General features: G+C 54.3%; 11 protein-coding genes, 2 pseudogenes and 1 riboswitch. Of the genes and pseudogenes, 5 read left to right on the top strand and 8 right to left on the bottom strand.

All coding sequences use genetic code 11. The features are described 5' to 3' along the window. Positions 1-317: 317 nt before the first annotated feature. From HA45_RS19375 to HA45_RS19360, 4 genes and pseudogenes are all read left to right on the top strand, one after another. A pseudogene (locus HA45_RS19375) lies at positions 318-3,004 on the top strand (cation-transporting P-type ATPase). Between the two features lie 87 nt (positions 3,005-3,091). Continuing rightward, a riboswitch (TPP riboswitch) is annotated at positions 3,092-3,221 on the top strand. 99 nt (positions 3,222-3,320) lie between these two features. After that, on the top strand, positions 3,321-4,403 hold the full coding sequence (locus HA45_RS19370; RefSeq protein WP_100700216.1) for a LuxE/PaaK family acyltransferase: 1,083 nt from the start codon (positions 3,321-3,323) through the stop codon (positions 4,401-4,403). Beyond that, positions 4,400-5,851 (top strand): acyl-CoA reductase, encoded by a 1,452-nt coding sequence (locus HA45_RS19365; RefSeq protein ID WP_100700215.1) that lies wholly within the window; start codon positions 4,400-4,402, stop codon positions 5,849-5,851. Before HA45_RS19370 ends, HA45_RS19365 begins: the two co-directional genes overlap by 4 nt. A 28-nt stretch (positions 5,852-5,879) precedes the next feature. After that, complete coding sequence (locus tag HA45_RS19360) at positions 5,880-6,650, top strand: 3-oxoacyl-ACP reductase (RefSeq protein WP_100700214.1); 771 nt, start codon at positions 5,880-5,882, stop codon at positions 6,648-6,650. A gap of 168 nt (positions 6,651-6,818) precedes the next feature. Here HA45_RS19360 and HA45_RS19355 read toward each other — a convergent pair whose 3' ends face one another. The 7 genes and pseudogenes from HA45_RS19355 to HA45_RS19320 form a co-directional block, all read right to left on the bottom strand. After that, positions 6,819-8,744 carry a methyl-accepting chemotaxis protein gene (locus HA45_RS19355; protein ID WP_100700213.1) on the bottom strand — a complete coding sequence of 642 codons (1,926 nt, stop codon included), beginning with the start codon at positions 8,742-8,744 and terminating at the stop codon, positions 6,819-6,821. Between the two features lie 340 nt (positions 8,745-9,084). Next, entirely contained in the window at positions 9,085-10,302 is a 1,218-nt protein-coding gene (locus tag HA45_RS19350; protein ID WP_244563478.1) for an ABC transporter ATP-binding protein, read from the bottom strand. A 53-nt stretch (positions 10,303-10,355) separates the two neighbouring features. Then, positions 10,356-10,829 (bottom strand): ABC transporter ATP-binding protein, encoded by a 474-nt coding sequence (locus tag HA45_RS19345; protein WP_128599005.1) that lies wholly within the window; start codon positions 10,827-10,829, stop codon positions 10,356-10,358. Further along, a pseudogene (locus HA45_RS19335) lies at positions 10,826-12,540 on the bottom strand (ABC transporter ATP-binding protein/permease). The gene HA45_RS19345 and the pseudogene HA45_RS19335 overlap by 4 nt, the downstream one beginning before the upstream one ends. A 46-nt stretch (positions 12,541-12,586) precedes the next feature. Then, positions 12,587-13,381 (bottom strand): ABC transporter substrate-binding protein, encoded by a 795-nt coding sequence (locus HA45_RS19330; protein ID WP_128599002.1) that lies wholly within the window; start codon positions 13,379-13,381, stop codon positions 12,587-12,589. After that, positions 13,378-13,683, bottom strand: coding sequence for a hypothetical protein (locus HA45_RS19325; protein WP_128599001.1), 306 nt, complete (start codon positions 13,681-13,683; stop codon positions 13,378-13,380). Before HA45_RS19325 ends, HA45_RS19330 begins: the two co-directional genes overlap by 4 nt. Positions 13,684-13,698: 15 nt before the next feature. Then, complete coding sequence (locus tag HA45_RS19320; RefSeq protein ID WP_205960921.1) at positions 13,699-15,825, bottom strand: TonB-dependent siderophore receptor; 2,127 nt, start codon at positions 15,823-15,825, stop codon at positions 13,699-13,701. A 424-nt stretch (positions 15,826-16,249) separates the two neighbouring features. Between HA45_RS19320 and HA45_RS19315 the strand changes: the two genes are divergently transcribed. After that, the gene (locus tag HA45_RS19315) at positions 16,250-17,071 is read left to right on the top strand and encodes a helix-turn-helix domain-containing protein (RefSeq protein WP_158087321.1); all 822 of its coding nucleotides are present in this window, start codon (positions 16,250-16,252) and stop codon (positions 17,069-17,071) included. Positions 17,072-17,516: 445 nt separating this feature from the next. On the opposite strand, the gene HA45_RS19305 is transcribed toward HA45_RS19315, so the two are convergent. Then, positions 17,517-18,389, bottom strand: a complete 873-nt coding sequence (locus tag HA45_RS19305; protein ID WP_100700207.1) for an EamA family transporter — start codon at positions 18,387-18,389, stop codon at positions 17,517-17,519. Positions 18,390-18,419: the final 30 nt, after the last annotated feature.

Raw genomic sequence — 18,419 nt, 5'->3', positions numbered from 1 at the left:
TAAAATTGGCTTATTTATCCTTGGTTTAAAGTCTGCCTGTAAGCTGGTTTTTTATTACGGATAACTTTTCTCATAAAAGCAGAGTGAGTTGAATGGCCTGTGCTACGTTTATAACGTTCATTTCTCTTGTCAAAGTTCGCCGTATAGATTATTTCCCTGCTCAATTTCAATGAGCAGCCATTAATGACATATCTTTCAGTTATAAACGGGACTCACCTCAGGCAGTGCGTGGATGTTTGTCTTTGTATTTGAAGTGGATCTGTTAATAACGCGATGTCACCGCCTTGGCTTCCGAAACAGGATTTGAGGAGAAAGCGATGAATACTGCTAAATCGGACCGGTCGTACTATCAGCTCTCTGTCGATGAAACGTTGAGCCAGACAGAGAGTTCAATCGAAGGAATCACAGGCAGCGAAGCAACGGCACGCTTACAACAATATGGTGAAAATGCCCTGCCGCAAAAGCCTGGCAAGCCTGCATGGCTGCGTTTTCTCGCCCATTTTAACGATGTGCTGATTTACGTGTTACTGGCCGCCGCGCTGCTCACGGCGGTGATGGGCCATTGGGTAGATACGCTGGTGATTTTGGGTGTGGCGGTGGTTAACGCCTTGATTGGCCATATCCAGGAGAGTAACGCGGAAAAATCCCTGCAAAGCATTCGCAATATGCTCTCCAGCGAAACGGTGGTCATCCGCGCGGGCAACCCCGAAACACTGCCGACCACCGCGCTGGTGCCGGGCGATGTGGTGATAATCCGCGCTGGGGACCGTATTCCCGCCGATCTAAGGGTGATTGAAGCCCACAACTTGCGCGTCGAAGAGGCGATACTTACCGGGGAATCCACCGTGGTGGAAAAAACCACCGATGCGTTGTTCGGGGAACTTCCGTTGGGCGACCGCACCAATTTGCTATTTTCAGGGACGACTGTGAGTTCTGGCGGCGGCAAAGGGCTGGTGGTCGCGACTGGCGGAGAGACCGAACTGGGGCACATCAATCAGATGATGTCCGACATCGAAAAACACCGCACACCGCTGCTGGTGCAAATGGACAAGTTAGGCAAAGCCATTTTCCTGATCATTCTGGCGATGATGGCCGCGCTCTTTGTCTTCAGCCTGCTGTTCCGCGATATGCCGGTCTCTGAACTGATGCTGTCGTTGATCAGCCTGGCGGTGGCGTCCGTGCCCGAGGGCTTACCGGCCATTATCTCTATTATTCTTTCGCTGGGCGTGCAGACCATGGCGAAGCAGCAGGCGATTATTCGTAAGCTGCCGACGGTGGAAACGCTGGGCGCGATGACGGTGATCTGCTCGGATAAAACCGGCACCCTGACCATGAATGAGATGACGGTCAAAGCGGTGATCACCGCAGATCATATTTATCGGGTAGAAGGTGATAGCTATGAGCCGGTGGGTGCTATTCACAAAGTGGATGATGCAACCCCCATTACGGTGAGCGCGGGGTCGGTGCTGGAACACTATTTACGCACCATCGATTTGTGCAATGACGGCCACCTTATCAAGGATGAAAGCGGGTTATGGAAAATTACCGGTGGGCCGACCGAAGGGGCGCTCAAGGTGCTGGCCGCCAAAGGGCAACTGCCGGTGGTCACCACTGAATTGCGCAGTAAGATTCCGTTTGATTCGCAATACAAATATATGTCGACGCTGTATCGCATTGGCGATGAGGAGCGGGTGCTGATCACCGGTGCACCGGATGTGCTGTTCCGCCTTTGCCAGCAGCAGCAAACCGAGAACGGGTTGCAGCCGCTCGATATCAGCTGGTGGGAAGGCAAGATTGAAGAGTATGCGCGCGAAGGGCTGCGTATGGTGGCCGCAGCGTGGAAACCGGCGTTGCCGGGTCAAACTGAACTGACGCATCAGGATCTGCAGCAGGGCGTGATTCTGCTCGGTATTGCCGGAATGATGGATCCGCCGCGTCCAGAAGCTATCACCGCGATTCGTGACTGCCTGCAAGCCGGGATTCGCGTCAAAATGATCACTGGCGACCATCCGCAAACTGCGATGAGCATTGGTCAGATGTTGGGAATTGGCAATGCGGGCACGGCCATCACCGGGCGTGAACTGGAAGTGATGGACGATCACCAATTGAGCGAGGCGGCGCAGGCGTATGATATTTTCGCGCGCACCAGTCCGGAGGATAAATTCCGCCTGGTTCAGGCGCTGCAGAGCAAGAAAGAAGTGGTTGGCATGACCGGGGACGGCGTGAACGATGCGCCCGCTTTGAAGCGCGCTGATGTCGGCATTGCTATGGGCATTAAAGGCACCGAAGTCACCAAAGAAGCTGCTGATATGGTGCTAACGGATGACAACTTCGCCACGATTGCCAGCGCGGTGCGAGAAGGGCGCCGGGTTTACGATAACCTGAAAAAAACCATCCTGTTTATCATGCCCACTAACCTGGCGCAGGGCTTGTTGATCATCATCGCGCTGCTGGCGGGGAATCTCATTCCGCTCACACCGGTGTTGATTTTGTGGATGAACATGGCGACGTCGGCCACGCTGTCGTTTGGTCTGGCGTTTGAGGAGGGTGAAAAAACATCATGCGTCGGCCACCGCGCGATCCCAAACTGCATGTGATGGATGGATTCGCCATCTGGCGCGTGGTGTTTGTCGGTTCGATGATTGCGATTAGTGCGTTTGTGCTGGAAGCCTGGTTGCAGCCGCGAGGCTATTCACCGGAGTTTATCCGCACCGTACTGTTGCAGACGCTGGTGACCGCGCAGTGGTTTTATATGCTCAACTGCCGTGTGTCAGACGGCTTTTCACTGAGCAAAGGGCTGCTGATGAACAAAGGCATTTGGATCGTCAGTGCGGTTCTGCTGGTGCTGCAATTACTGATCATCTACGCGCCGTTTATGCAGCTGCTGTTCGGCACCACTGGACTGCCATTCCGCTATTGGGTGATCACCTTTATCATCGGTTTTGTGATGTTTTTGATTGTCGAAGTCGAGAAACCGCTCACCCGCAGATTCAGAACCGCTTGAATCTGTCGCCGCCCGTCGCGCTGATATTAGCGATGCGGGCGGCATCCACCTTGCTTGACACCCCTGCGCGCAACACCCTAGACTGCGGCTTGTTCCAAGGGGTGCCCAGATAGCGGGCTGAGATTCTACCCGCTGGCGTTTTTCACGCTGGCAACGTAGTGACCCTCCGAACCTGATCCGGCTAATACCGGCGTAGGGAGCGGAACACAGGGTGACACTGCGCCCTGATTCCATCTTTGTGCTTTGTAGCGGACAGACTCTCCTCATCAGGCCCGGCCTGAGAGATTTCGCGCAATCGCAACAGGTGGACCCGCTCATGACCGAAGCTGCTTTGATCGACGCCTTGCTGAATTTTATTCAGCGTCAGGACACAACCGACGACGACTTTAACCGCCTGGCGCTCGCCATCTTCGCTTATCAATTCGAACACAATGCCCCTTATCGCCGCTTCGCCATCCAGCGCGGTCGCACGCCGTTTACGGTAAAAAACTGGCGCGCCATTCCGGCGATTCCCATTACCGCGTTTAAGGATCTGACCCTGAGTTGCCATGCCACCGATGACGTCGAAGCGGTGTTTATGACCAGCGGTACTACCGGCACAGTGAAGGGGCGCAGCTATCATCCGACGCTCGATGTATGGAAATGCTCGATGACGCAGAATTTCCGCCAGCGCTTTATGGCGAATGATGAGCGGATTCGCATGGGTATTTTGTTCCCCGATAACCAGACGCTGCCCAACTCTTCGCTGGCGCATTACCTCACCTTAGCGGTTGAGACGTTCGGCACCGCAAAGAGTGAAGTGCTGCTGGATGACAGCGGAATCGCGATGGATCGCCTTTTTGCTGCACTGGAACAGGCGGAATCGCAGGGCGAACCTTATGCGCTGCTGGGCGCGAGCTACAGCTTTGTCCATCTGCTGGACGAGATGCAACGCCAGGGACGCCGCTTTGCGTTAGCGGCTGGCAGCCGCATTCTGGATACCGGCGGGTTTAAGGGGCAATCTCGGGAGGTCCAAGCCGAACAGTTTTACGCCGAACTCAGTGCTGCTTTAGGTGTGCCGCGCACACACTGCATCAACATGTACGGCATGACCGAACTGAGCAGCCAATTCTATGACGAGGGCAATGTTGCCAGCCCATCGGTGAAATCCGGCCCGCACTGGATCCGCACGCGCGTGGTCAATCCGCTGACCGGCGAAGAGGTGCCGGAAGGGGAAGTCGGAGTGCTGGTGCACCACGATCTGGCCCATTTCAATTCGGTTTCAGCCTTGCTGACGGAAGATGCTGGCCGGGCAGTTGCGGGCGGCTTCCATTTGCTGGGCCGGGTCACCGGGGCGGATGCGAAAGGCTGTTCACTGGCGATGGAAGAATTTTTGGCTGCTGCGCAGGGTACGGTGTGAAAGAGATCGCGGGCTATTTGCCGGGATGCTTATCACCGGCAGACGTGCAGTGGCGCACGCTCAGTTTTAGCCATCACGGCCAGCATCTAGATGTTGACGTCCCTGACCTTAATTCGGCACAGATCGCCGCCGTCAGCGCGCATGTGCGCGATCACGCTCGCGCCTATTTAAAGACGCTCAGCGTGGCGAAGATCGTGGCGATTATTGATCAAGCCATTGCGCGTTTACTGGATCGAAGCCATCCGCTGCGCCGCAAAGCCGAAACGCTGCTGCCGATTGTCACCGGCTACGATGCCGAGATGATTCGCCTTGGGCTGACCGGATACCTCAAAACCTTTCGGCAGCCACAGCTCAAGCGATTTCTGGCCGAAGACTTCAACGATCCACAACTGCTGGATGACTTCCAGCCGCGAGCCAATGGCGGTTTCGCGCGGGCGTTTGGCCCCGATCTTCTGCTGCATATCTGGGCTGGGAACGTGCCAGGCTTGCCGCTCTGGAGCCTGATTTGTGGATTGCTGGTAAAAGCGGGCACCGTGGGCAAACTGCCCGGTGCCGAACCGCTGATGGCGGGCTGGTTTGCCCAACTGCTGGCCGAGATTGATCCCCAACTTGGCGAGTGCATGGCAGTGGTGTGGTGGAAAGGCGGAGATGCGGAGACAGAGAAACATTGGTTTACGCAGCCTGACGTGGTGATGGCGTACGGCGGAAACGCAGCGCTGGCTGCTATCAAACAGCAACTGCCGGTGACGACGCGTTTTCTGCCGCACGGCCATAAAATCAGCGTGGGTTTGGTCGCTCGTTCAGCGCTGGACACAAGGCAGGGCGTCGATTTGGCGCATCGCGTAGCCTACGACGTGATGCGTTATGACCAGGCAGGCTGTTACTCACCGCAAATGCTGTTTATTGAACGTGGAGGGCGCATCACGCCGCAGGAAATTGCGGAATATATTGCCCATGAACTGCGTGCGCTGGGGCATAAATATCCGCGTCGTGCGCTGTCATCGTCTGAAGTTAACAGCGTAGCCGCCTGGCGCAGCCGTGAAGAGGTTCGCGCTTTGCAGGGCGATCGCATCCTGTTTGGCGATCCCTCAGACGGTTGGGCGGTGGTGATAGTAGACGGGCCCGAAGCCCTGACGCCCTCGGCACTCGGGCGCACGCTAAAAGTGGTGGCCGTTGACGAGATCGACGACGCCATTGCCCTGATGGCGCAGCAGAAAATCTATCTGCAAACGGCGGCGGTAGCGGCCGAGCCACAAGAACTGTTCCACCTCGCTACACGTCTGGGACAAGCCGGCATTACCCGCATTACCGCCTTTGGCAGCATGACGTCGCCCGCCGCCGGATGGCATCACGATGGGCGCTTTAGCCTGCTGGATCTGGTCACTATCACGGAAATTGAGGCATCTGCCGAAACTGCCGCCGAGCGCTATGCGCCGTATGCGGATTGAACCCATGTCTTTCTACAGGAGGTAACCTATGAAGTTTGCTGATCAAACGATTCTGGTGACGGGCGCGAGCCGGGGAATTGGCGCGGCTATCGCGAAAGCGTTCGCTGCAGAAGGCGCGCTGGTGGTGGTGAATTACCTGCGCAGTGAAGAAGCGGCGATGGAAGTGGTAAAGTGCTGCGAAGCGCTGGGCGGTTCAGCCTTAGCCATTCGCGCCGATGTCACATCAGCGGAGCAGGTGGCGGCGATGATGGAACAGATCGCCCACACCACCGGCCGTTTGGATGCGGTGGTTAACAATGCTTTCGCGCCCTATGTTTTCGATACCGATAATCGACAGCGCTTTTGGGAAACCTCATGGCAGGGTTACCAGAACCAGTTTGAGGGTGCCGTCGGCGCAGCTTATAACGTCTGCCAGGCTGCGTTGCCGCTGATGCGTTCACGGACGCGCGGCAGCATCATCAATCTTTCCAGTGATTTGGTGGCCCGTCCATCGGTGCCTTACCACGATTACGTCACGGCGAAATCTGCGTTGATAGGCTTCAGCCGGTCACTCGCGGCAGAACTGGGGCCGCTGGGCATTCGCGTTAACTGCGTCGCACCGGGTCTGGTGTATCCCACCGATGCCAGTAGTGCCACGCGGGAAGACGTGCGCGAATTTATCACCGCACAAACGCCACTGCGCCGTATTGCCGAGCCCGTGGATGTAGCCGGTCCGGTGATGTTTTTAGCCTCAGAGTGGAGCGAGTTTGTCACCGGGCAAACGCTGTATGTGGATGGCGGGTTGGTGATGGGAGGCTGAGCACAGGAGCTTCCTGCGAGCTGTTGGCGGCTTTTCAACAGCATTCTCACGGAACTTAGAAGCGCTTCGTTTTCGCGATTGATCAGGCAGGTTTGGCAGAGAGTGATGGTGGGAACGGAAGCGAACCAGGCACGAGGGAATGCCTGGTTCTTATTATGTCTTAAGGGATCAGAACGAACTCCAGTTATCCTCGAGTGAGGTACCTGCAGTGGCCGGCACTGACCGTGGTTTAGAGGGAGAGATAACCCGTTTTGTCACGTCACCTGCAAGCCTGGATGACATTGAATCAGCGTTATCCATCAACTTGAATGAACTGACCAGAGAGGCCATCAATGCCGCCTGCTCTGACATCGATTGTGCTGCGCTGGCCGATTCTTCAACCAGGGCGGCATTCTGCTGCGTCGTGGTGTCAATTTGCCCCATCGCAATATTGATCTGACCAATGCCATCACTTTGCTCACGACTGGCATGCGCAATTTCATCAATCAGCTGCGTCATATTCTGAATATCAGACACAATGCCTGCCATTCCTTGATCCGCTTTTACCACCAGTTCCCGGCCTGAAGCCACTCGTGAAACCGTGTCATCAATCAGTGTTTTAATCTCGCGTGCCGCGCCAGCACTGCGCTGTGCGAGGCTACGGACTTCACTGGCGACGACCGCAAAACCTCTGCCCGATTCTCCTGCTCGCGCAGCCTCTACAGCCGCGTTGAGTGCCAGAATGTTGGTCTGGAAAGCAATGCCGTCAATGACCTTAATAATTTCGGACATTTTGTTCGAATCGTTTGAGATTTCCAGTATCCGCGAAGAGACAGCGTTCATCACGGTGCCGTTATCTTTGACCGCTGAAGCCACACCGCTGACAAACTGTCGTGCCTGCTCAGTATTATTTGCAGTATTGCTGAGCGTTGACGTCAGCTCCTCAAGGGTTGCTGCCGTTTGCTCTAAACTTGCTGCCTGTTCTTCGGTACGAGAAGCCAGGTCATTGTTGCCCCCGCTGATTTCTGTTGATGCCAGAGCGATGTTGTTTGCACCTTCACGCACGCGAAGAAGCACTGTCGAGAGTTTACCGACAAATTGGTTGAATGCCGCTGAGATGTGCGCCAGTTCGTCTCCACCCTGAACATCCAGCCGACGCGTAAGATCACCTTCACCTGACGCCACGTCTTCCAATGCATCGCGTAAAATGGCCAGTCTTCTCAACTGCTGATTGAATATCAACCCGGCGATAAGCGCAGTAATCATCAGGCAAACCAGGGTAATAAGAATACTCTCGCGTTGTAAGGCAGAAAGTGATGCCGTGACTTCATTACGATCAACAGCAATGACCAGCGACCAGGTTGTTCCTTTTACGGGCGATGCAAAAACAAACTGCTGTTCTCCACCGATGGTCAGTTCGGCATGGCCGCCATTGCTGGCCAGATTGTGGATGATGTTGATATCCAGCGAAGGTGACAATTCGGTTAATGGCTTGAGGATAAGGTCTGACTGCGGCGCGGCAATCAGTTTGCCGCTATTGTCCACCAGGAATGCAAAGCTCTTTTCGAGTGGATGGATGGCATTAACGGTGTTTGAAACGGTATCAAGGTGCACATCGCTTCCCACCACACCCAATGTTTTGCCATTTTCGATAACGGGTTGAGCAAAGGTAATGGTCAGTTTGCCAGTCGAAGCATCGACATACGGATCCAATAAAACCGGATGTCCGGCTTTCACCGTTTCCAGATACCAGGGACGCTGGCTGCCATCGTACGTTGCTGTCATAGGATGAACGAAAACATGAGAATGCGGTTCTGGATAGACGATATAGGCATCATCAAATTCGCCTGCTTCGATCGCAGCACGAAGAAAAGGCACAGCATCATCGTGACGACCGAAAGCCGTCTTAATCGAGCCGGTTATACGTTGTTTTTCCGCAGCCCAGCCAGCCAGATCAGCCGCATGCACCCGAGAGAGCTGGCCAATCCGTTCATCAATGCTCTCAAGTGTTTTTGCTCGCACCGTTGTGTAGGTAAAAAGGGCAAGAGCGATAAGTGATACTGCCGTGATGACCACGCTGATTGCGATTAAACGCGAGCGTAATGTTTTAAACATGATTTACCTTCCACCCAACTGGAACACAATGAACGTCTACATTTTCCAGCATGCTCCATGCGTCACTGAAAATACCGAATACGGAATTTGTTATCGGTAACCGCATCGAAAACTGTAGGGAGGGTATTTGTATGGGCGCTGATAAATTTAAGTCGCGAATGGTGAGTGAAAATACTTGAGTGAGTTCAGGGGAGGGCTGAGCTGAAAGTGGTGGTTTTGTAATCTCTAAACAGATTATGGGGTAATCGACTTCAAAGGGAATTGTGACGCCAAATATTAAGGCGTCAACATGATGGACTATCTGATGCTGGACCCTCATGAGCGCGACATCACGATACGCTTACTTCGCGTGAATATTCTCCAGTAATACTGAGAGCGATGTACCTGCGATAGTTAATGCCTCGAAACTGCCCGATGCTGCAATATGTCCATTGGCTAATAGCAGAATGCGTTTGGCGGATTTCAGCATCGGGATACGATGCGCGATCATAATAAGGGTGCGGTTTTTGGGAAGAGACGTAAGGGCGGCAAGGATTTGGCGCTCATTTTCCCCATCTAACCCGGCAGAGACTTCATCCAGTATTATCACCGGTGCGTCACTGACTAAAGCTCGTGCCAACGCAATACGCTGCCGCTGACCTCCCGACAAGTTTTCGCCTCCTTTTGTGCAGACGGTTTGATAACCCTGTGGCAATACGCAGATAAATTCATCCGCGCGTGCAAATTTCGCTGCCTGCTCAATCTGGCTAAAGGTGGCATCGGGGCGGCCCAGGCGAATGTTGTTCTCAATGGTATCGTTAAACAGCCAACTCTCCTGCGATACCCAGGCAATCTGCTGTCGCAACGTTTTCAGGCTAAATGCCGACATGTCTGTGCCATCGAGTGAAAGCGTACCTGATGTCGGATCGTAGAATCGCAGCAATAAATAGGCGAGGGTGGTCTTACCGCTGCCCGACATCCCCGTGATGGCGACTCTTTCTCCCGGTTCAATGGTGAAGCTCAGGTTATTCAGCACCGGGGTATCGCTTTGCGGATAACAAAAACTGACTTTGTTAAATTGCAGTCGATGTCCCTGGGGGGTTATTGACGCCAGGCCGTCATGAAGCTGTTCAGGTAGGTGCTGAAGTAAGAAGATGCGCTCGGCACTGGCTCTCAATGCGCCCCATTGCCCACCGACCTGCAAAACTTCCAGCAGAGGAACGATTGCCGCGGCGCCGATACTCAGGATAAACGGCAGCCAGGTGAGCGGCAGGCCCGTGTGGTGATGGGTGTAAAGAGTGGCCACTAGCAATGCAATCAGTGAAAGCGCCATCAGGCCATCGCGTAATCCCTGCTCCAGTCCGCTACGCGCCCCGTATTTGCGTTGCGCGTTGTTTAATCTGGCGTTGGCCTGTTGCAACGTCATGCTGTAGCGACCTTCAGCACCAAACATCTGAATGTCTCTCCAGCCCTGTGCGAGTTCAGCAATATGGCTGTTTAATACGCTTTTGCTTTCTGCGACGGCCTTTCCCTTTTCTTTCGCCCATCGCGCAGTGAACAACGGCGCCACGACAATCATCAACACACAAGGCAAAAAAACCATGCACAGCGAGGGGCTCACGAACAGCAATATCACGAGGCAATGCCGGGCATCAGAAACGCGGTGAGATAATCCACCAGCATGTGCGCATAAAAACGCTCCATAAGCTCGGCATCGCTGGTGGCTGTCGCCGCGACATCCCCCATACGATGCTGATGTGAACGTCCGGGTGTGGCACGTGCGATGCCATCAAAAATGCCCATTTGCAGCGTTTCAATCAGTGCGAAGGCCAGGTCATGTGACAACCACGCCAGTGCCCAGCGGGATAGAGCGGTAAGCACCATGCAGAAGGCCAGAACAGCGGTGAAGAACCACATTGTATCGGGCGATGAACCGCTGAGCACCAGGGTGCAGATCCAGCCCGAGATAATCATGCAGGCGAAGGTTGTGCATTGCGCCACGGTCCCGGCTATTAGCGTGGAGAAAAGCCGGGATTGATGTGCCCTGAGTGGCGAGAGCAGCGCTCGCCAAAGTGATGGGGCAACAGGCGGGATTCTGGTGTTCAATGGGTCGTCTCCTGCGATTGAAGCAGCGAAGCGTAATAGCCGTTTTCAAGCCTCAAACTGGCGGGTGAACCCTGTTCGATGATGTCACCGTCCTGCAGCACCACGATGTGATCGGCTTGCGCAATGGTGTTCAGCCGATGTGCAATGCTAATGAGTGTGCAATGACCGCTGAGTGATGAGATGACCCGTTGGATGGCTGCCTCGTTGACGACATCAAGATTCGAGGTGATTTCATCCAGAATGAGAATGGGGGACTGTTTGAGCAACGCGCGCGCGATGGCAAGCCGTTGCCGCTGCCCGCCGGATAACAATCCGCCATTTTCACCCACCAGTGTATTCAGGCGCTGAGGCAGTGTTTGAACCCATTCTGCCAGTTGCGCTTGTTGCAATGCCTGCCAGATGGCCGCTTCAGTGGCGTCAGGGCGGCCCAACCGTAAATTTTCAGCCAGGGTGCCGTCAATTAAGAAAACCTGCTGCGACACCCAACTTACACGGCGGCGAAATGCGGCAATCGAAAGTTCACTGATCGGCTCATCCCCCAAAAAATTGCGCCTGATTCAGGTGCGATAAACCGGGTGATCAGCTGGAACAGGGTACTCTTGCCCGACCCTGAAGGCCCGATGAAGGCGGTGTGGCGATTCTCTGCAATGGTCAGCGTCAGATTATTGAACAGCGCTTTTGGCTGGCCTGGCCAGCGATAAGTGATCGCCTCTAAACGCAGCGTGTGACCAGCCGGCATCGGGTGGGGAAAATCAGGGTCGTGGACGGTAGCAGTGGAGGCGGCCATTTCCTGTATTGCCGGGCGCATCTCCTGCGCTGCCCACAAGGTATGGAATACCGTTTCCAGCTGAAGGATAGGGCGAAACGCCTCCCAGGTGATAAACAGCGTTAATAGCAACAAGGCGGGATCCACTGCACCCTGCATCGTGCGCCAGGCGTTTATGATAAGAAGCCCGCAAGTTCCTAATAACGATATGAAGCGAGTAATGCCGCCGCGCATCATCGTCACTCGCAGGGTTTTCATGGATTCGTGGCGCAGTGATGCCGCGTGACCTGCCATTTTTTCGCGAAAGCGTGGCACAGCATTACAGGCTTTGAGCGTCAGCATGCCGCGTAGCGCATCCATCAGATCCTCTGCGAAGCGCTGCATGGCCGCAAACACCCCCACAATATGCTGACGTTGCTGACGCATAAACAGATGATCCAGTACCGGGCAAGCCACCATAAACAGCAGCAATATCGCGCCCGAGAACAGGTCAAAACTGGCCAGGGTGATCACCGTGGCGGCACCGCTGAGTAAAGCCAGCAGCAGCGCGGGCAGATAACGGCTATAAAATCCTTCCATCACTTCCACGCCCTCGCCCAGCGTGACCTGTAATTTTGTCGCTGAATGGTGTTGCATGACGTCAAAGCCAGGTGTCAGCAGAGGGCGAAACAGTTGCTGGCGCAAACGGGTGCGCACATTTGCGGCTAACTGCTCGGTTTGCATGGCCCTGAAGCCAATCAACACGGCCCTGAGCAGTGCATTTCCCGCCAGCATCACAATCAGCATCATGAGCGTATTCGATGTGGATGCGTTCAGCCCGATGATCAATTGCGTGAACAGCAATGCCTGAAGCAGATAGCTGGCGGTGATCAATATGCCTGACAGCAGGTTAAGCGACAGCGCGGGCAGGATCTGCGCCGTCAGAAGCTTCGAGGGTGATTTCATCGTGGTTTCCCCAAGGGCAGCGCAATACTGCGCTGCCCTGCAGTGCTTATTTCGCAGGCAGTGCCGTCCAGAATGTGCCCTTCAGCGGCACCGACAACCACTTGCTGGTCACGGTGTTTAGCGTCGACTCAGGATGCACATCAGCAAACAGCGTGGGATGGAACATTTTCGCCATGGCCTCGATCCCGACGAAATAGAGCGGGCTGTCGAAGAAGAATAACCATACGCCACCCGCATGCCCGGCTTTGACCGCCGGTAAATGGGCGATTTCTGGCGCGGTCAGGAGATGCTGACTGCTCTGGGCGACCTGCTTTGCATCGGCTCCGGTGCCGATTTGTAATCCGTCGCGGCTCACGGCGGAGCCACCGCCCATCAGATAAAAATCAGGGTTACGTGACAGGATGTATTCCGGGTTCAGTTTGCCGATTGGCGCGCTCAGCATATCGGCGCCGATGTTATGTCCGCCTGCCGCAGCAATGAAATCGCTCATATTGCTGGGTCCCGAGGTAAAGCAGCAGTCGCCTTTACCCGGATTGAGATGGAAAAATACCGAGGGACGCGTGCTGACATTTGCCAGGCGTTTTGCAACCTCATCCATGTGCTGTTGCCAGAAAGCGATCACCTGTTCTGCCTGCGTTTCCTGACCGAGTAACTGACCGAGCATCTTCAGGCTTGGCACGGTGTTCACCAGCGGCTTACGGAAGAAATCAACAAACACATAGGGAATGTGGGCCGCATCCAGAGCATCGAGCCCCGGTGGAATCGGTCCATACAGGGTGAAGATCACCAGATCGGGTTTAGCCGCGATCGTCGCTTCCATAGAAAAGGTGCCACTGTTCATGGTGCCCAGCACCGGAATGTGGCTGGCCGCGGGATACTGTTTTTTATCGCCTCCCAGGTGGCAGGTGAGTAGCGCTGGAGATCGTCTCCCCAGCCCACCAGATTATGGAAAGGATCTTTCTCCAGCAATGCCAGCGTAATGATGTGGCGACTCTCTCCCAGCACCACGCGTTTTGCAGGTCCAGGCAGAGTCACCTTACGCTGCAGCATATCGGTGACCGTGATCGTTGCCCATGCTGAAGAAGCACTGCACATCAGGCAGATTGCGCACAGCAACATTATCAGGTTAGATTTTCTCATCATGATGTTTTCCTTAACTTACCAGCGATAGGACAAAGTGGCGCTTAACGAGCGGTCATAACCGGTGGTGCACGTGGTGGTTGAGCAACTCACCCAATAATGTTTGTTAAGCAGGTTATTGGCGTTAAGTGCCACATTCAGCCCATGGAGATGGGCGTTGATCTGACCCAGGTCGTAGTGAATGGCGGCATCAACCACGGTGTAGTCCGGTACTTTGATGGTGTTGTTGGTGTCAGCCCAGGTCGAGCCGACGTAGCGCACACCCGCGCCTAAGCCCAGTGAAGCCAGCGGGCCACTCGCGACGGTGTAATTGCTCCAGAGAGAGGCCATGTGTTCGGGCATGGCGGTGGGCGTTTTGCCCTGTGCACCGGCCACCGTGGTCTTACTGGTCTCAAGATTGTTCCAGCTGTAACTGGCAATCAGCTTCCAGTCGTCGGTGAGGTTGGCGGTGGCTGAGGCTTCGATCCCCTTCGAAGTAACCTGTCCGGTCTGAATTTTGTTCAACGAATTGTCAGGATCGGTGGTCTGCACGTTGTCCTGCGTCAGGTCGAACCATGCCAGCGTAAACAGCGCATCGAACTGCTCTGGCTGATACTTCACACCCACTTCCCACTGTTTTCCGGTGGTGGGTTTGTAGGTTTCACCATAGAAATTGGTGCCCAGCACTGGCGCAAACGAGGTGGCATAACTGACATAAGGTGCCACACCAATATCCGTTATCCAGCTTAAGCCCGCCCGCCAGGTGAAGCGCTGATCGTCCTGCGAAGTGTAAGTGTCGTTGAGGCGGTTTTTGGTGTTCACCGAAGCCCAATCCTGACGCGCAGAGAGGTCAAGGTTCAGATGCTGGAACAGCGCGAGGCTGTTAGAGAGGTAAACGCCGGTTTCGTTAGCATTCTGCTGCGTGCTGGTATACGGCGAGGTCGTTGGGAAACGGCCATTGCCGGTTGGCTGGTAAATATCAATGCTGCTGGCCCGGCCATAATTCAGATAGTAATCCTCACCAGTGTGGCGGAACGACACGCCTGCGACGCTGGAGCCGTGAACGGGTCCCGCATCCCATTCGGTCTTGAGGTTGTTATCGGTGGCGAAGATTTTCCCTTTGATACCGAACTCATAGGCCACGCGATTCAGCGTACGCATGTCCGCCGCCAGCGACGCGCCTGAAAGCGTTTGCGTCATCAGGTCAGTTTCGGTGTAGCGGCTGGCGGAATGGAAGGTCCAGCGATCGCCAAAATGGTGGTCCAGTTCGTAACCCAGATTACTCTGGGTCATATGGTTGTCGAGATTGGTCCCATCAAGATAACTGTTGTGGTTAACCTGGCCGTTAGGGTTGCTGAGCAAGGTGCCATAGAGTGGCAGGTAAGGGCGTGGCGGGCCAAATTTATTGCGGCTAACCGAGGCCAAAACGGTCAATGATGTGTCTGCATCAGGGCGCCAGGTCAATGAAGGCGCCAGATACAGAGTGTCATCAGGAACGTTATCAAATTGGGTGTTGCTGTCCCGCCCGACACCCACCACGCGGTAGAGCAGTGTTTTATCATCGTTTAGCGGCCCCGAGGTGTCGAACTGTCCCTGCATGCGGCCATGGCTGCCGGTCTGAATGGCGACTTCATGTTGTGCATTTAAGGTGGGGCGCTTGCTGATGGCGTTGATGATGCCACCCGGCGATCCGGCTCCGTAGAGGAAACCATTGGGGCCACGCAGTACGTCCAGTTGTTCCAATCCGTAAGGTTGGTATTGAACGTAGGACTGCTGAGTCGTGGATCGCAATCCATCCAGCAAAGTCCCGTTCAGTGTTGAATCAAAACCACGGATGTTGAAGTAATCAAAGCGGGAAGAGATCGCAGAGGTTGAGGCAAAAACCCCCGGCGTGTACTGCAGGGCCTGGGTGGTGCTTTGTACGTTACGATCATCCATTTCGCTACGGGTGATCACCGATACCGACTGGGGCGTGGCCAGGATGGATTCATTGGTGCGGCTTGCCGTCGTGCTGGTCTGTGCAACGTAGCCTTTCTCTGGTGCCGTTTTGCTGTCTGCCGTGACTTGTAAGGTATCTTCTGCCAGCGCACAATGTGCATGGACTAACAGCGCCAGACAGGTAAGGGGCGAGGTCCAGCGCGCCCAATTTTTATTATTGTTTTCCAAGGTATTCTCCACAATAGAAGCGACTTTTTTGTCGGCTAAAAGTGTGTCAGTGAGAATGTGGACAGACAATCAGCAACACTTTCGCTTGCCGAACTCTTTCTTTAGAAAACATGCAAAATGAAACTTCCCGGCGTGACCGGGAAGTTTATTTAGGATCTGTGCTGATTCTGCTGCCAATAGACGGTTTGTGTCTCGATATACTAATAGACAGGCATTTACAAAACACTTAGAGTGAGAATGATTATCAATATCACTCATCTCAACGGTAAGGTTAACGATGGTTTCGCAGAAGCTTTCCGCCAGAAAGAATAACCTCAGCCAGCAAGGTGACGGCGGAGTACAGATGTTGTTACGCGGTGATATTTCACTGAGCAGCGGCAGCGTTAACCCGCAACGGGCGATCTGGCAGGATGAGCAGCTGTTTGTGGGTCTGAAAATTATCATCATTGAGAGTGGTGAATTGCTATGCCGCTTCCCTCAGCAAGCAGAGCGGCATATCAAAGGCCCGGCCCTTTGTGCTGTCTGGAGTCAGGATTTAGCGCACGCAAGTCAATGCTTACTGCCTGGTGCCGATCTGAATTACACCGCCGTTAATATCTCTACGCACTCGTTAAGCCAGCATCTTTGCACCGAGTCCATCAACACCCTGACGGCTGGCATGCAGCTCGATTTATCCGCAAATCCAGGCATGCGCATTCAGGCGACGCCGAAATGCCTGAGCGGCCTCAGAGCCCAACTGTTTACCAACCCGTTGCAAGGCGTCGCTCGTCAGCTGTACATGACCGGCAAGGCGCTTGAGATCGTCGCCCACACGCTGGATAGTTTGGTGAGTGAAGACAGGTCGTTACAGCAATCAACGTTACGTTTAAGTTCTTGCGATATTGCCCGGCTGCATGATGTTAAAAACTTGCTCGCAGAACACATTGATACGCCTCCCTCCATTCGTGACCTCAGTGCAAAAGTCGGCCTGAACACGCGTAAACTGACTGCAGGATTTCGGCGCTTGTTCAATCAGAGCATCTATGGCTATTTGCAGACGCTGCGGCTGGAAACGGCCTGGCGCATGCTGTCGACGGGGGAGGTTAGCGTCTCGTCAGTGGCCTATCATGTCGGTTATTCACCCGCACATTTTTCTGTCGCTTTTCGCAAAAATATGGTTTTGCACCTAAAGATATGCGGGGGTGAAGTGCGTGAAAGTGGCATGATTGCTCGATTTCCAATACCCGACTTTAGGCTGAGGAATTGAGTGCCACTTCAACCCAACGCAGGATGGCAAAACCTACGCCAGCCATCCACAATGGTGATCAAGGCTGTTGCTACTTCTTTGGCTCGCTGATACTGGTCGGAATAGCAGCGGTGAGGAGGACAACCCTGGATATGGGTCACGATACCCGAGCCTAGGGTTGTTATCCCAGCAAATCGTCCATGCCGGACTGTTTCATCCTCCATTCGGTGTTCGCCTCACTGTCCTGCAAACCTGATGTTCCCCAATCCTGGCTGATTTATACCGTCTAAATAGAACTCACACTCACCTCGCAGCTTTTCTGGTCGCCAGACGCACCAACTCGGCAATAACATCATCCTCAAGTGGACGGCCGGGTTGAAAACGATTAATTGAAACGCGCGAGGTGATAGCGTCATGTACCGAAATTGTCATTTCTATATCCTGTTCAGTTTAAAAGTAATAAATGTTAAGGAGTGCGGGAAGACGTGCGCTGTACAACCAGTACACTGACCAGCACGATGGCGAATCCGGCAAAAGCCGTGCCGCTGATGACTTGAGAAAGGATTAACCAGCCGAGTAAAACAGCGGTCAAAGGGCTGAGTAGCCCGAGTGACGCGACCGCCACGCCGGGGAGACGTGTAATTCCACGAAACCATAAGCCATAAGCCACAAATGCGCCTGCAAAGCTCAAGTAGGTGTATGCGGCATATTGTGAGGCAGTCAGCGTAGGTAACGGTGCGTCAATCAGCCATGCAGCAGGCGCTAACATCATTCCGCCCAACACCAGCTGCCAGCCAGTCAGCGCCATTACCGGCAAATTTATCTGCCAACGGCGGGTCAGCCAGACGCCAGTTGCCATGCAACCCGCACCCAGCAAAGCAGCAGCAATTCCGACAGGTTCAAATATTGTGTGTGGCGAAAGCAACAATATTGCCATACCGAATACGCCTATGAGTGCTGCCCATAGAGTGATTTTTTCTGGCGTGCGGCGATCAACCGCCCAGCTCAGCATGATAACCAGCAACGGCTGGATTGCCCCTAACACTGCGGCCAGTCCTCCGGGCAACCGATAAGCGGCAATAAATAACAGCGCCTGAAAAAATCCGATGTTAAGTGCGCTGAGAATCAACAATCGGCCTGCATCACGGTATGCAGGCAGGCGACGGGTAAACAGCAAAATAAGAATTCCTGCCGGAAGAACCCTAAGCAGTGCCGCAGTAAATGGCCGGTCTGGTGGCAGAAGCTGAGTTGTCACGATATAGGTTGAGCCCCAGATAGCCGGAGCCAGTGAGGTCAGGAGTACATCTCGCCAGTATGAGAGAGAGAGGGAGGGGTTCATGGTTTTGCATTTACCTTCAATTCAAGATAA

The organism is Pantoea rodasii, from assembly GCF_002095465.1.
Lineage (GTDB): Bacteria > Pseudomonadota > Gammaproteobacteria > Enterobacterales > Enterobacteriaceae > Pantoea > Pantoea rodasii.
Note: the sequence above shows the minus strand (reverse complement) of the source record. Positions and strands in the feature narration are given on the sequence as shown.